At 36.2% G+C, this 14,335-nt stretch carries 11 protein-coding genes; 5 read left to right on the top strand and 6 right to left on the bottom strand.

Annotation, left to right across the window (positions count from 1 at the left end; all coding sequences use genetic code 11):
- Window positions 1-19: 19 nt before the first annotated feature.
- Both CKW03_RS01405 and CKW03_RS01400 read left to right on the top strand, forming a co-directional pair.
- Entirely contained in the window at window positions 20-3,223 is a 3,204-nt protein-coding gene (locus CKW03_RS01405; RefSeq protein ID WP_093100888.1) for a SusC/RagA family TonB-linked outer membrane protein, read from the top strand.
- Window positions 3,224-3,225: 2 nt separating this feature from the next.
- A complete protein-coding gene (locus CKW03_RS01400) occupies window positions 3,226-4,596 on the top strand; it encodes a RagB/SusD family nutrient uptake outer membrane protein (protein ID WP_093100889.1) in 1,371 nt (456 codons plus the stop codon).
- 141 nt (window positions 4,597-4,737) lie between these two features.
- Here CKW03_RS01400 and CKW03_RS01395 read toward each other — a convergent pair whose 3' ends face one another.
- From CKW03_RS01395 to CKW03_RS01380, 4 genes are all read right to left on the bottom strand, one after another.
- Window positions 4,738-5,097 (bottom strand): hypothetical protein, encoded by a 360-nt coding sequence (locus CKW03_RS01395; protein ID WP_093100890.1) that lies wholly within the window; start codon window positions 5,095-5,097, stop codon window positions 4,738-4,740.
- A 47-nt stretch (window positions 5,098-5,144) separates the two neighbouring features.
- Window positions 5,145-5,660, bottom strand: coding sequence for a MauE/DoxX family redox-associated membrane protein (locus CKW03_RS01390; protein ID WP_093100892.1), 516 nt, complete (start codon window positions 5,658-5,660; stop codon window positions 5,145-5,147).
- Between the two features lie 106 nt (window positions 5,661-5,766).
- Window positions 5,767-6,753, bottom strand: a complete 987-nt coding sequence (locus tag CKW03_RS01385) for an AraC family transcriptional regulator (RefSeq protein ID WP_093100893.1) — start codon at window positions 6,751-6,753, stop codon at window positions 5,767-5,769.
- 5 nt (window positions 6,754-6,758) lie between these two features.
- A complete protein-coding gene (locus tag CKW03_RS01380; protein ID WP_093100895.1) occupies window positions 6,759-7,931 on the bottom strand; it encodes a hypothetical protein in 1,173 nt (390 codons plus the stop codon).
- 582 nt (window positions 7,932-8,513) lie between these two features.
- Here CKW03_RS01380 and CKW03_RS20205 point away from each other — a divergent pair.
- The 3 genes from CKW03_RS20205 to CKW03_RS01370 all read left to right on the top strand — a co-directional run bounded on the left by CKW03_RS20205 (window position 8,514) and on the right by CKW03_RS01370 (window position 12,255).
- On the top strand, window positions 8,514-8,684 hold the full coding sequence (locus CKW03_RS20205) for a hypothetical protein (RefSeq protein ID WP_157739343.1): 171 nt from the start codon (window positions 8,514-8,516) through the stop codon (window positions 8,682-8,684).
- A 74-nt stretch (window positions 8,685-8,758) separates the two neighbouring features.
- Window positions 8,759-9,115, top strand: coding sequence for a response regulator (locus tag CKW03_RS01375; RefSeq protein ID WP_139185526.1), 357 nt, complete (start codon window positions 8,759-8,761; stop codon window positions 9,113-9,115).
- A 5-nt stretch (window positions 9,116-9,120) separates the two neighbouring features.
- Complete coding sequence (locus CKW03_RS01370; protein ID WP_093100898.1) at window positions 9,121-12,255, top strand: lantibiotic dehydratase; 3,135 nt, start codon at window positions 9,121-9,123, stop codon at window positions 12,253-12,255.
- Here the strand turns inward: CKW03_RS01370 and CKW03_RS01365 are convergent.
- Both CKW03_RS01365 and CKW03_RS01360 read right to left on the bottom strand, forming a co-directional pair.
- The gene (locus CKW03_RS01365) at window positions 12,252-12,959 is read right to left on the bottom strand and encodes a LytR/AlgR family response regulator transcription factor (protein WP_093100900.1); all 708 of its coding nucleotides are present in this window, start codon (window positions 12,957-12,959) and stop codon (window positions 12,252-12,254) included. The genes CKW03_RS01370 and CKW03_RS01365 overlap by 4 nt on opposite strands.
- A gap of 10 nt (window positions 12,960-12,969) precedes the next feature.
- Window positions 12,970-14,046, bottom strand: a complete 1,077-nt coding sequence (locus CKW03_RS01360; RefSeq protein WP_093100902.1) for a sensor histidine kinase — start codon at window positions 14,044-14,046, stop codon at window positions 12,970-12,972.
- Window positions 14,047-14,335: the final 289 nt, after the last annotated feature.

The raw sequence follows: 14,335 nt of genomic DNA, 5'->3' as shown, positions 1-14,335 counted from the left end.
AATACCTAAATAGACCAGTATGAACAAAAAAATTATATTAATATTCGCTATAGTTTTCATTTCAACCCTTGAACTATATGCTCAAATTAAGCCTATAGATGGAAAAATATTTCAAGACCCGGATGGAAGTCCCATTGGATCTGCAACGATCACATCTTCGAGAAACAATACATCTGTTTATTCTGATTCCTCCGGAAGGTTTCGGATAGATGTCGACCACAAAGCCGATACTTTAATAGTTTCACACTTTGGCTTTGAGACAAAGAGAATACCCATAGATTCAAAAATAACTTATCCGCTAGAAATCTTCCTTGAAATCTCTACAACGGCAATATCTGAAATAGTATTAAATACCGGTTACCAAACCTTGCCAAAAGAAAGAGCAACAGGATCCTTCTTTCAAATTGATAATCAAGCCTTAAATAAAAGGGTTGGCGGAAATATATTAGATCGTCTTGAGGGACTATCCGGCAGTTTGCTCATTGACAGACGTAATGAAGAGCCAACGATTCAGATTAGAGGCATCAGTACGCTCAATGGGGATATAATGAAACCTTTGATCGTATTGGACAATTTTCCTTATGAGGGTGATCTGAGCAATATAAACCCAAATGACATCGAAAGCATTACGGTACTGAAAGATGCCGCCGCCAGTTCAATATGGGGGGCAAGAGCAGGAAATGGGGTTATTGTGATCAATTCAAAAAGAACTGGAACAAATCAAAAGCCTTTAATAAATTTCAACTCCAATTTGACATTATCTCCAAAACCAAATCTTTATACGGCAGATCAGATCGGAGTCGGTGCTTTCGTGGATTTAGAGGCAGAACTATTTGATCTGGGGTTCTACGATATTCTTTTCAGTGACCCTACCTACTCACCAATGCCCCAGACGGCGGAAATACTTGAAAAACTCCGGCAAGGACTAATTTCACGGTCGGAATCTGATAGACTTATAAATGAATTGAAAAAGAAAGACCTCAGATCGGATATGTCAAGATATTTATATAGGCCGGCCGTGAAGCAACAATACCATGCAGGTATCAATGGAACAGGTAAGGGTATCAGATATTTATTCTCTACAGGTTTTGACAGTGACTTAAACTCATTAAAAGGTAATTCAAACCAGCGAATTACATTACGAACCAATAATAGTATTGATATAACCGATCGGATCGAATTTCAGATTGGTTCTATCTATACGACAAATAAAAGTACGCTTAATAGTCCGGGGGGGTATGGAAGTTACATGTACAGCACAACAATATCACCTTACGCATCACTTGTTGATGAATACGGTAAACCTGCATCACTTGATCTGTTCTATCGAGGAGAATTCACCGACCTTGCGCTTGAAAATGGTCTGCTTGATTGGAAATATAGACCGCTTCAAGAGTTGTACAACAATGACAAAAGTTCCAAGAACAACGACCTACTTATTAATCTGGGTCTAAACTATAAAGTTTTGGATTGGTTAAATGTCGGTGTGAAATACCAAAACCAGAAAAGTTGGATAGCGACAAGGTGGAACAATGGACTCGAGAACTATGCCACGAGAGATATTATAAATAGATATAGCCAATTAGATGGGGACAGAGTTATTTCTCCAATTCCGAGAAAATCAATTCTTCATACCACTGACGTAGAGAATACGACTCAGGCATTGCGTGGTCAAATTGAAATTGCTAAGGACTGGGCAAATCTGCACGAGATCAATGCTATTGCCGGAGGGGAAATCAGGCAAAACAATAGAAAAACAACTGGTGATGTAATTTACGGATACGACGAAAACCTGCTTTCAATCGCAAGCATAAATTTTGCCCAACAATATCCAACTTATGAGTACCTATATGGCAACACATTTATCCCAAATGGTAAAAACCTAAATGAAACTACAAACAGGTTTATTTCCCTTTTCACAAATATTGCATATACATATAACAAGAAGTATACCCTGTCTGCCAGTGCAAGAAGGGATGCCTCAAACTTATTCGGTGTGAAAACCAATCAAAAGTGGGTACCATTATGGTCAATAGGTGGACTATGGAGAGTTGATCAGGAATCATGGGTTGATATACCAACTTTCACGAGCCTCAACCTTAGGGTAAGTTATGGTCTAAGTGGAAATCTTTCTCCAAATGCATCATCACTCGCACGAATCGCGTACTATGACGCCGCGAGGTCGCCTATAGGATTACAATCTGCGGGGATAGTTTCACCGCCCAATCCGAACCTGCGCTGGGAACAAGTAAAAACATTTAATTTAGGTGTCGATTTCGGAATGTTAAATGGCCGCCTCACCGGCTCTATCGACGTTTATAAGAAAAATTCTTATGACCTTCTTAACAGTAAAAAATTTGACCCTATCACAGGTACGATGACCGCGATCCAGAACTCTGCAAGTTTAGCATCAAAAGGACTTGACCTTGTATTAACCAGTGTTAATACCAATGGTGAAATTAAATGGTCATCGTCTTTTCTGTTGAACTTCGTCTCCTATAAAGTAACTGAGAATCTTGATCCCATTCCGCTTGAAGGATTGGTGTCGAGCGGGAATACGATCTTTCCGGTAATTGGTTACAGCCCATATCTCCTTGCTTCATATAAGTGGGCCGGGCTCAACCCTGAAAATGGAAATCCGAGAGGTTACGTTAATGGTCAAATCAGTGAAGATTACAACGAAATAGTAAAAAATCCAATCGAAGAACAAGTAGTTCATGGAGCAGCTTTACCGCCTCTATTTGGAAATCTGAGAAATTCATTCGAATGGAATAACTTTTCGCTTTCCTTCAACATTTCCTATAGGTTGAATTACTATTTTCGAAAGCCAAGCCTAACCTTTACGGGGTTGCTACAAAATGGAAGTGGGTACGGCTATGGGGAATTTGAAAACCGTTGGAAGTATCCAGGCGATGAACGAACCACCAATGTACCGTCATTTCTTTATCCTGCCGACTACCAAAGGGATAATTTTTACGTTAACTCTGAAATAAATGTTGAAAAGGCGGATAACATTAAATTGGAGGAGGTTTTTCTACAATATAACCTACGTGAAAATGCTGTCGGTATCAAAGGGATAAAGGGAATCCAGCTATACACCTATCTCAATAACCTAAATCTATTCTTGTGGAAAGCAAATAAGGTGAACCTAGATCCAGATCGTTTGGCCAATTTTCGGACTCCGATCAATATGTCTTTAGGTCTAAAAATAACATTTCAATAATTATGACAAAGCATCTATTTCATGTAAAAACAGCACAAATTAGATTGTTCTGCGCAATAGCTGTGATATCCCTACTTTCTTGTGAAAAATTTCTCGACGAAAAATCGGATAAAAAAATTGCTACCCCATCTTCATTGGATGATCTATCATTAATGCTTGATAACTATTCTGTGTTAAATGCTAGAAATCCTTCTGCCGGCGAAATTTCATCTGATGATTTCTATATAACCGCCAGCGATTTTCAGAGTTTAAATGAACGGGAAAGGAGTTTTTACTCATGGCAAAAGTATGACCTTACTGCCGGTGATTGGTCGTCTCCGTACAATAATATTTTACACGCAAATGTAATCTTGGAAAATGTAGAAAAGTTCAAGGAAGAGAACAGGACTTTGGCAAACACAATAATGGGGAAGGCTCTTTTTTTAAGGGCATTTAATCACTTTACATTGTCTCAATTATATGCTTCATCTTTTGATCAGAATACGGCTGACTCTGATTTAGGAATTCCCATACGGACAACATCCGATCATGACATCAGACCGTTCAGAGCTACGAATCTCGAAACTTATAGTGCTATTTTAAATGATGTTTTAGAAGCAATTCCTTTGTTACCTGGATCCCTCGAGCAAAAACAACATGGAAGTAGACCAGCAGCCTACGGACTCCTTGCAAGAGTTTACCTAAGTATGCGCTATTATGAAAAAGCTGAAATATATGCAGATTCCTGTTTGCGACATTACGATAAGCTGATCGACTACAACACCATCAACCCTAATATAAGTATTCCATTTCCACAGAGGAATGAAGAGGTTATATTTGACGCGAGATCAGCTTCCCCTTCAATACTGACAAGAGGGAGAGCTAAGGTAGATACGGTACTTTTATCGAAATACGAAGATTGGGATTTACGAAAATCGATTTTCTTTTTATCAAATGCCAATGGAAGTAAAGCGTTTAAAGGAAGTTATACAGGATTGAGCACATCCTCTATTTTTGTAGGCCTAGCAACCGATGAGATCTATCTGATTAGGGCTGAATGTTTCGCTAGAAGGGGTAAGATAGCGGAAGCAATGGCAGACCTCAACCATTTGATGCGGCACAGGTATAATAACAATCGTCCATTTATTCCCTTCACTGCGTCTAGTGCCGATGATGCACTGAACATTATTTTAATGGAAAGGAGAAAAGAGCTATTATTCCGTGGAATAAGATGGTCTGACCTAAGGAGACTCAATATGGAAAATTCCACAAAAACAATCTTAACAAGGTTTATTGATGGTAAGGAGTATAAATTACTTCCGAAAAGTAGTCAGTATGTTTTACAAATTCCAAGAGAATCTATAGAATTCAGTGGTATGGAACAGAATCCATAAAAGAATTAGGGGCTCCATTTTTTTAGGAAAGCCCCTAGTTTTGGTTTGTTGGATGTATCTCAAAATACATTTTCCCCGATAAAGGTTCATTATCAAAAATTTAACTCACTAATCGTCTTGCTGAATTTTCATACTTGAAAGTTATTCTTTCATTTTTATATCAGCATTCGCCGGTTCGCCAGATTGCTGCGAGCTCCATAATTGGCTTTTTACAGCGTTGAATTCTGATGGTACAGGTGTGGAATTTGCTGGTTTATCTGTAGCAAGGTAAACCCCGCACACATTGCTGCCCTCTTCACATGAGTCATCGATTCTTTTGTAGTTGTTGATGTTCTCAATGTCTGGCTGGGCCAGTGAAGAGGAAGTGTATCTGTAGAAATGACCGGCAATTGTTGATTCAGGAGTTTCCTTGCTCATCATCGTGAAAGACATACTTCCTAAAGCAATTACGATAGCAATCGTACCTGTAATATTTTTCTTGATTATCTCTTTGATTTTCATCTTAATGGTCTTTTTTATAAATCTAAAAAAGGTTGCCTCAAAAAACTTTAGTTAAAAATATTTTTTATCAGTCTTTTGGCCGACCCGCCCTCAGCAACTCTGCTTCCCGCATTATTACCTCGCAATTTATACCATAGATAAAGTCCCCAACCGCTTAGCGTCAGAAAGAAAATGTTAAAGAGAAGATGTTGCGTCCAGCTCATTCCGCTAATAACCGTTCCGCATCCACAGGGCAATTTTTCCCATGCACCCATGAGAGCCACGGCGATATAACTTGTAAAAGCAGTCATCAAGATGGTGGAAAGAACTAACCCCGCTTTGTGAAATTTTTCCATTACCAATGCCAATACTATTATTAACTCCAATGCTGGAAGTGTGTAAATAAGTATATATCCTAGAGTGTCGGAAAATGGTTGACGGATTATACCTTCTTTAAAAGCAGGAAAATCTATTATTTTATCGATGCTTACGGGGATCCACAACAACAACAACAGCACGATAACAATGTTAAACGTTGTACGTTCTCTTTTTAATTGTTTCTGATGTCTAGTTGTCGTTTTCATCCCTTCTTTCGTATTTATAATAGTATTTGATATCCTCTTATACAAAGTTCATCAAAGCGGGAGGCGTACGAAAGAAAGAAACGGTAAAAATTGAGCAGGTTTGAGCTTAAAATTTACCGTTTTTTTCAATTTTTGTATAGTTGTTTGACTTGAGACGCTTTCGGTAAGCTTCCAGAGCGTAGCGGAAGGCTCTTTCGTCGGTATAACCCACCTGCATATAAACATCTTTAATGCCCACTCCTTTCTGGGCCATTAGCAGCAATGAATTGTCTATGCGCAGATTGGTATAGAATTGCAGAACGCTTATGTGATACCTGCGCTTGAAGATATTCCTCAAGGTACGTGGGGTCACATGAAAATGATCGGTTACAAAATTAATATTTAATCTTGGATCGCAATAATTGGCTTCTAAAAAGGTTTTTATTCTAAATGCGAGATCACTCTCCTGATCCTCTAATATGCTATCATAATGCTCCAGCAGGAGACTGATATACTTCCGTAAATTGCCATCCAGTGCCCCTTTGTTTTCTTTGGAATAGTTGTAGATTTTAAAGAGCCAGCGATGGATTTCTCTATCCATCTTACATTGGTTCATCGTTTCGTAGGGGCGTCCACTATGATGAAACTGGTATAGAATCCGTTGTATGTTTTGGTATTTTAGGCTTATACTTTCGATCCAGTCATGGTGCATACTTATGACAATTGCAATGTGCTTTCCTTTTAGGGCATGGGCAAAGTAGGCACCTCTATCATAATAGGACATTAGGAAAGTATTGGCTTGCGTTTTGATGATTGGCTCTTTTCTTTCAGTTGTATAAAGTAAGCTCCCTCTTAACGTGAAATACATATATAGCTGTTTGTCGTGGATGTCGAATGGAATATATGTGGATTCTTTAGCTTCGATCTCTACCACGTCAATAAAGAAAGGATAGTAATTAGACTGTTGGCTAATAAGTTCCAGTTCAGGAACTTTATAATGTGGTATCTGCTGGGCGAATGGCAAGAAGTACCTACACTGTTTGGCAAGCTGATCAGGGAGGGGGTCGGGTTTGACGCGTTCTTTCGCCGAGTATAAGGTATAAGGAGCTTCCATATCTTCTAATTTTGACCACGCTGGGTATTATGATGTTCATTGAGCCAATTAATCATGCCTATTAGATGTCCTTTAATTTTGTTCGCCGTTGAAAATTCGACATTCGTGGACTTTTTCTGAAGACTCTCAGGGGAAATAAATGGTGTATTTGGCGTACAAAAGTATCTCGCATAATGGGCAAAGGTTTTTCCAATGTCCTCTTTAGGTAGTAAGTCTTTCTCCATAAACATCCGAATAAATAAACCCAGCTGCGCCACAGAGAGATTGATTTGAACCCGATCAGCACCATTAATTAATAAATTATCATTGATTTCGGCTCTTTTTAGCTCGATCCGTTGATTAATAAATAACTTTTTCTCTTTAATGAACGTTCGGATCTGGTCGCGGATAGATGAATCAGTATTCATCCATTTTGATGTTCCAATTGGTGGTAGACCATTAATCCTGTCTTCCATTTTTATAATTATTTCCAACTGAGTATGAAGGTTAGGTGTATCTTCTAAAAATCTATTACAGCTCTTTGCAAAATAATTGAAGAATGTCAGTGTGTTAAAGTCGTGTTGAAATAGAAGGTTTTCGATTTCAAATGTTGAAAATGGTTTTAATTTCTCAAGTCGATCCAAGATTAGTCCAACATATTCAACGTCTCCTTTACTTATCCCTTTTCTTGAGATTAAGTGCCGCAGGCCAGAAAGTAATAGTTTGCCAAGTTCTTCATCAATATTAGAATGAATTATGCACTTATTTAGCAAATCCAATCTCATTCTTAAATCTAATCGAATATTAGCAACAGAAAACGAAGTGATAGGTAAAGTGAATCGTATCTTTCGATCCAACCTTCCAAAAGAATCTAAAAGTGATTCTAGTAAATTAAGGATTTGCCGGTATATCTGAATTAAATGGTTGTAAAATGGATTTGATTTCTGAATACCTATCGATTCAATAAGAAATTTGTGTAACGTATCACTTGTATTAATAATTTGCATAAGAATTGGGATTGCTTGATATCTAGATTGACTTAGAATTTCAGTAAAATATGGCCGGAAGCTCTTGATTTTTTTTGACAGCTCTGTTATATAATTTTCAGAATTTAGCCAGATTTCTTTATTGAGCTCATATGTTTTTGGGTGAAAAATTTCTTCTAATTCGTAGAGCCAACCTAAATTTGTTTTGTTCATAATTATATCGATTTTTATTCATCTCATAGAAAACAGGTACCTTGAGGAGTTCTGCTTTTTTTGCTGCATTCAAATTATTTGAGGCTTGCCTTCAAAAATTAAGTCTAAAAAAGTTTGTTTGATTAAGCTGGCTACTTTTTTCCTGGTCCGCTTTTTTTTGTTTTTAATAATTTTAAAACAGCTAATTCATTGAGGATCGTGCCAATCTTTTAATAGAAAATTATCTTGTTTTTACCTTTCATCTTTCAATAGCAATTTTTATCATTCGTTTCATATTTAGTCCCGCTTATTCCATCTAATGATAATATCACAAACTCTCAAAAATCATGATTAATTAGGTAAAAAAGTTTTTTTTTCGACGAATTGGGTTTTGAACACCACAAACCATTAATCTCACTCCACATTTATAAAAACACTATGTAAGTATCACGTATACAGTCGTATATGTTATAAAAAAATAAGATATGGAGTGAAAATAGCAGGTTATGGAGTTCAAATTTCATTTGATCGAATAATTTTTTTTGAGTCAATCAATTGATCCAGTTTAGCAAAAAAAGAAACTGAAATCTTAATTGAAAAATCATGGAAAATTTTAATCAAAACCAAATTGCCGAATTTCTTAAAATCGAAAAAGTAGCTGAGTTTAGTGCTGATCATGCAGACGTGTTGTCCTTCGGAGGTGATAGAGACGAAGATACTCCAATTAGTGGCCTTACACTTTTGACAACAGTTACTTACAATCTTAAAGTTTGATCTACTTCTATCATAGAGTGTTGAAATGCATTAAAAACGAAACAATGTACAACAAATCTAAATCTGTAACCTGCATGGTAATCGAAGACGAAGTATTGTCGTTAGAAATGATGGAAGATTACATTGGTCGTAGAAAAGATCTAAAGCTGGTTGGTATTTGCCACCAGCTTTCAGAGATAAAGGAAATTGTTGAGAAACATAAACCTGCAATTATTTTTCTTGATCTTAAAATTCCAATAGGAGACGCAACAGACTTTCATTATGGTATGTTGCCCAAGACAGCGTCCATAGTAGTTGTTTCCGGAATACCGTTAAATTATTACAAAGGTGAGTTACCAACAGGAGATATTTTTGAACTTTCAAAACCTGTCTCCTTTGAATGTTTTGATCGCTGTGTGGATAAGGTATTGAAAAAGAGAGGGATGGAATAAGAGATATGTCAAATTTCACTAATTTCGATTTCTATCTATTACGTACTCCCCGTTTGCCGTCTAAAACCGTTCAAGAAATAAATGGATTTTACAGCAAGGAAGAAGCTTGGGACTATCTGATGGATCTTTTGAAAGACCAAGAGATTCTTGATTCTATATATATTGCAAGTGTACCTCTCTTTAATGAAATCTCATTAAACCTTAAAAATCCATACTCGCCTTCAGGAGACAAACTATTGATGTCTTTGATCAAATATGTCAACAGAATGGCTGGACGTGCTACTCCATATGGGAAGTTTAGCGGAGTATCTTTTGGCAAGGTAGAAAATACCAGTTCAAACATCAAGCTTTCAGGGGATTATTGCCCAACCTTTCGGTTGGATTCGGAATACTTGGCACACCTTATTAATCTGGTGTTAAAAGAAAATTCTGTAAAAGATCAACTATTATATTACACAAATAGTACGCGATTTGAAACAAAGGATCGATATTATTACATAGACTTTAATGAAAATAATTATAAGAGGAATTACACATGGGCTTGGGTTGCAAATAACCCCATGTTACAACAAGTATTATTGCTTGGAGAAAAAGGCGTAAAGCTTTCGGAATTAGCAACATACCTTAATCGCTCTGGTGTAGATCAGGAAAGAGCAGAAAATTACCTTTATAAGTTATTGGATCTTAATTTACTCATAAATGAGTTGGAGGTTTCCCGCATCCATAATAAGGCTGAACGTATATTGCCAAAGTTGAGGAACCTGGAACTTCCAATACAGATCAGAAGTCTATTGGACAAATTGAATGATTTATTGCAGAATTTGAACAGTGGTAAAACAACTTTACATGAATCTCTAATTGGGAAAGACATAATTGATTTTGGCCACGGTGATAGACAGCACATGTTCCAAATAGATTTAAAAGTAGAAACTAAATCGAATATAATAAATCGAAAGATTTTCCACAATCTCGCACAAGAATTAGAAGAATTATCTGTACTCAATAGAGGGAAGACAAGTAGTCAATTAAAATCATTCTACAGCAAATTTCAGGAACGTTATGGGGAAAGGGCAATTCCCTTATTAGAAGTACTGGATCCAGGGAGGGGAATAGGTTATGGTTCAACATCGATCTCAGTTTCAGAACACAGTCCGTTATTATTTGGATTGGGGATGCCCAATGCATTACAAGAAAATAACAGTGATTCTAATAGATTGACTCAGTCGATTGTGGATCGTATTCTGCTCGGTAGCATTGACACAACTCCCATAGATTTAAATCCAAATGAATTACAATCATTAAAATCGCAAGGTGTAGATAATGAACTCCCCGCTGCATTCTATGCTCTAGGTAATGTACTTACATTTGATAGAGGCTTAGACAATGGCGATTATTTCTTTAATTTACAAGCCGTAGGTGGTGCTTCTTCAATTCCTTTAATGAGTCGATTTTGTCATTTGGATGGGGAGCTTGAGGAAAAATTAAAACAATGTGCCAAGTGGGAAGAAGAACAAATGCAAAATATAATTTTGGCGGAGATAGTTTGTTTACCAGATACCAAAGCTGGCAATATCCTTTCAAGACCTAGTCTTTTTAAATATGAAATTCCGATAGTAGGTCAATGTAGTGTGGAAAAAGATTTCTGTATAAACTTAGATGATCTATTAGTATCCATAAAAGAAAAGAAAGTGATTTTATATTCCAAAAGATTGGGCAAACAAGTCATTCCTAGACTGAGCAGCGCACATAATTTTCATTATCAGATGGTTATTTATCGCTTTCTTTGTGACCTTCAATTTCAGTACGGTTATTTTGATCTTACATGGCATTGGGGAGTATTAGCAAATTCTCCGTTCACTCCTCGCATTACTTATAAGCATATCATTTTAGCGAGGGCAAAATGGAATATAACCAGAAAAAGTATAGATCTGTCAAATATTGACGATGATAAGATGAGAGTCTCATTATTAAAAAAGAGATTTAATCTTCCAGACATTATTTCGTTAACTAATGGAGATAATGAATTGATTATTGACCTTCGAAATTCCTTAAGTGCGGGAATTCTGCTAAAGCAGTTAGAGAAAACTGATATTGTGCTTCATGAATACCTTTTTCAATCGTATGAAAGTCCTGTAATCGGAGTCGACGGTGAACAGTATAACAATGAAATTATTATTCCTTTCAAGGTTAAAGCTCCCCAAAAAATGATTAATCTAAAACCAAGATTCGAAAGTAAAGTTAAGAGGTCTTTCCTTCCTGGTACCGAGTGGGCTTACATCAAAATTTATTGTAATGTAATGGAAGGAGAACGGTTGATGTCTAATCAGATAAGATCACTTCTCCATGATCTGGAGAAAAAAAATATAATCGATAAATGGTTCTTCATTAGATACTTTGATCCAGACTCTCACATAAGGCTTAGATTTCGATTAAAAGAAAATAATGGGGAAATCGGTTTCCAACAATTATCTATTTGTATCAATCACCATTTATCAAAACTCTTAGAGAATAAATTAATACATCGAATCGTCTATGATACCTATGAACGAGAGCTGGAAAGATATGGTATGGATAATATCGAAATTTTTGAATCTATATTCCATCTAGATAGCCAATGTGTTCTTAAACTATTGCCCTTGTTTAAACAAGGGCATGGAAGACATTTCCGGTGGCTTACAGGGATGCTTGGTGTTGACCATTTATTTGCTGCTTTCGGATTGGATCTTTCGAAAAAAATATCCTTAACCACATCATTGAGAGACGCATTTTTTAATGAGTTTAATATTTATAATAAGCTAAAATTTAAGCTTGACAGAAAGTATAGGGAAAACCGTTCTTGGGTAGATAAATTTTTTGGTTTGCAATATGAAGATGCACAAACAATAAATAATATCCTTCAAGAAAGATTAAAGACAATTGAGCTAAATGTCGACCGACTTAATTGTAATAGAACTGATCAAAACGAATTGTTTGGCTTGCTTTCCTCTCTTACCCATATGTTTATCAACCGTTTATTCTTAACCAATCAAAGGGAAAACGAGATGGTGATATACCATTTTTTAACCAAATTTTATGCATCCTCAATCAATAGGGCAAAACTTGATTTGTCGACAACGAATAGTAAGAAACAACCCTTTTAATCTGTACCCGTAATTCCTAATCTTTTATATAACTCTGCTTTGTACTGTCCGCCGATAGGTATCTCTCCAATATTACCTCTCATTTTAATGATATTCCCATTTATGGTTTTTGCAAAATCGAGGTTAATGACATATGATTTTTGCACTCTGAAAAATTGTTTCGCTGAATTGAGCGCGTCCACAATTTCCGCAAGCCTTTTACAGACTACGTAATTTTTTTCTTCGGTCGCTATCGTAACATAATCCCCATCACTTTTAATGAAGTATATTTCATTATAAGGCATAATAATATTCGAGTTTCTATCCTTTATGATAAGAAAATCTCTATTGGGGGTATTAAAATTTTGTGAGTCCAGAAGAGCCCTGACTTTATTTACAGACTTCAATAGCCTATCTAAACCAAATGGTTTGAGGATATAATCCACCACATCCAATTCGAAACTTTCAATAGCATGGTTAGGGTCACCTGTAACAAAAATGAACAGCGGTGATTTTTTTAAGCTTTTTAAAAATGAGACACCACTTATCTCAGGCATCTGGATATCGCTAAAGACCAGATCGACATCACCAGATCGGACTATTGGCATAGCATCCAAAGCACTGTCATATACACCCAAGAGCTCTAAATCAGGAATCTTGTCAATCTGTTCTACAAGAATTTCTTGTGCCAATTCCTCGTCATCTACTATAATACATCTAATCATTATTTCGTTATTATAAATTTACAATCAATTCAACCGAATAACTATTTTCCATTTCTTTTATGTTCAACGTATGACGGTCTGGGTAATAGAGTTTTAATCTCCGTTTAACATTTTGTAGCCCCAATCCACCGGCCACTGGCTTTTCAGCATTGTTGTTTACTCCATTGCTTACCGATAGGATCAAGGTATCCTGAACCAAGCGTAGAGAAATATTGATCCAGGCGTTGTATCGGCTCCGTTCAATACCGTGCTTAAAGGCGTTTTCTACAAAAGGAATTAGGATTAATGGGATTACTCTGTAAGGTTCATTAATGATTGCAATATCTGTCTCAATAGGAACTTTATTTCCATGTCGTATCTTGAAAAGCTCAACGTAGTTTTTTATAAATTCAACTTCTTTTTTTAATGATATTTCCTCATTCTGTCCTTCATACAATACATATCGCATCAAATTAGAAAGCTGAAGAACTGTTTTAGAAGTATTTGGATCGTTTTTTTCAGACATTCGATATAGACTGTTTAATACATTGAACAGGAGATGAGGTGATACTTGGGATTTCAAAAAAGCGAGCTCCATTGCTAAATTATCTCGTTCCAATTTAACCATCTTTATGGACCCTTCCATCACGACTTTGGTAAGCTTTGGAGCTAGTGGAATAGCCGCCATATACATGAAATCCAAAATTAATGCTGCAAATTTCTTGAAATGAAAAAGTCCAAAGAATCCATCTTCTAAAATAAAACGTATATAATTATTAAATCGCGACTCGGTTTTACCTATCAAATCTTCAACCGCCTGACAAAGGATATAAGTCCATCCAATCCACCATATGTACGCAAATATGAAAAACACGATCAAGGGATATAATTTCCCTTTGGATACCCACTTGGATATTATCCAAGATGCAGAATAATAAAGGCTCCCAGTCACAAACAATTCTTTTGATACAAAGATCCAAGTCCACTCTCCTCCGATCCTGTTATAATTTATATAGTATAATGCGCTGACTAGGAACCAAAATAAAATATGGGACACAACACGAACCTTTGGCGTATACCATTTCGACCAGTTAAAATTTCCTCCCATACAAGCCTTTTGTAAAATTTATGTAATATGTTTTAAGATAAAAATAATAAAAAAACCTTTATTTAGGATATATACACCAGGAAATTGCATTTCAAAATAAAGTTCTTCATTTATCCAATTTCATTTATTTACTAAGATATGGAGAGGGATGCCCATTTTGTGGATATCAAATTGCCGTTGATCGAATTTATCCATTTTTAAATGTTTAGAGGTATTAACTGTTTGGAAAGCAGCAATGTGAATGAACAGCTAAATAAGTGCGGTTCTCTTTAGCGAGAGATGATCGACC

This window comes from Sphingobacterium mizutaii (assembly GCF_900187125.1).
Lineage (GTDB): Bacteria > Bacteroidota > Bacteroidia > Sphingobacteriales > Sphingobacteriaceae > Sphingobacterium > Sphingobacterium mizutaii.
Note: the sequence above shows the minus strand (reverse complement) of the source record. Positions and strands in the feature narration are given on the sequence as shown.

Excerpts from the sequence above, each read along its gene's own strand:
- CKW03_RS01405 (WP_093100888.1), top strand. The coding sequence starts at position 20 with ATGAACAAAAAAATTATATTAATATTCGCTATAGTTTTCATTTCAACC.
- CKW03_RS01400 (WP_093100889.1), top strand. The coding sequence starts at position 3,226 with ATGACAAAGCATCTATTTCATGTAAAAACAGCACAAATTAGATTGTTC.
- CKW03_RS01395 (WP_093100890.1), bottom strand. The coding sequence starts at position 5,097 with ATGAAAATCAAAGAGATAATCAAGAAAAATATTACAGGTACGATTGCT.
- CKW03_RS01390 (WP_093100892.1), bottom strand. The coding sequence starts at position 5,660 with ATGAAAACGACAACTAGACATCAGAAACAATTAAAAAGAGAACGTACA.
- CKW03_RS01385 (WP_093100893.1), bottom strand. The coding sequence starts at position 6,753 with ATGGAAGCTCCTTATACCTTATACTCGGCGAAAGAACGCGTCAAACCC.
- CKW03_RS01380 (WP_093100895.1), bottom strand. The coding sequence starts at position 7,931 with ATGAACAAAACAAATTTAGGTTGGCTCTACGAATTAGAAGAAATTTTT.
- CKW03_RS20205 (WP_157739343.1), top strand. The coding sequence starts at position 8,514 with ATGGAAAATTTTAATCAAAACCAAATTGCCGAATTTCTTAAAATCGAA.
- CKW03_RS01375 (WP_139185526.1), top strand. The coding sequence starts at position 8,759 with ATGGTAATCGAAGACGAAGTATTGTCGTTAGAAATGATGGAAGATTAC.
- CKW03_RS01370 (WP_093100898.1), top strand. The coding sequence starts at position 9,121 with ATGTCAAATTTCACTAATTTCGATTTCTATCTATTACGTACTCCCCGT.
- CKW03_RS01365 (WP_093100900.1), bottom strand. The coding sequence starts at position 12,959 with ATGATTAGATGTATTATAGTAGATGACGAGGAATTGGCACAAGAAATT.
- CKW03_RS01360 (WP_093100902.1), bottom strand. The coding sequence starts at position 14,046 with ATGGGAGGAAATTTTAACTGGTCGAAATGGTATACGCCAAAGGTTCGT.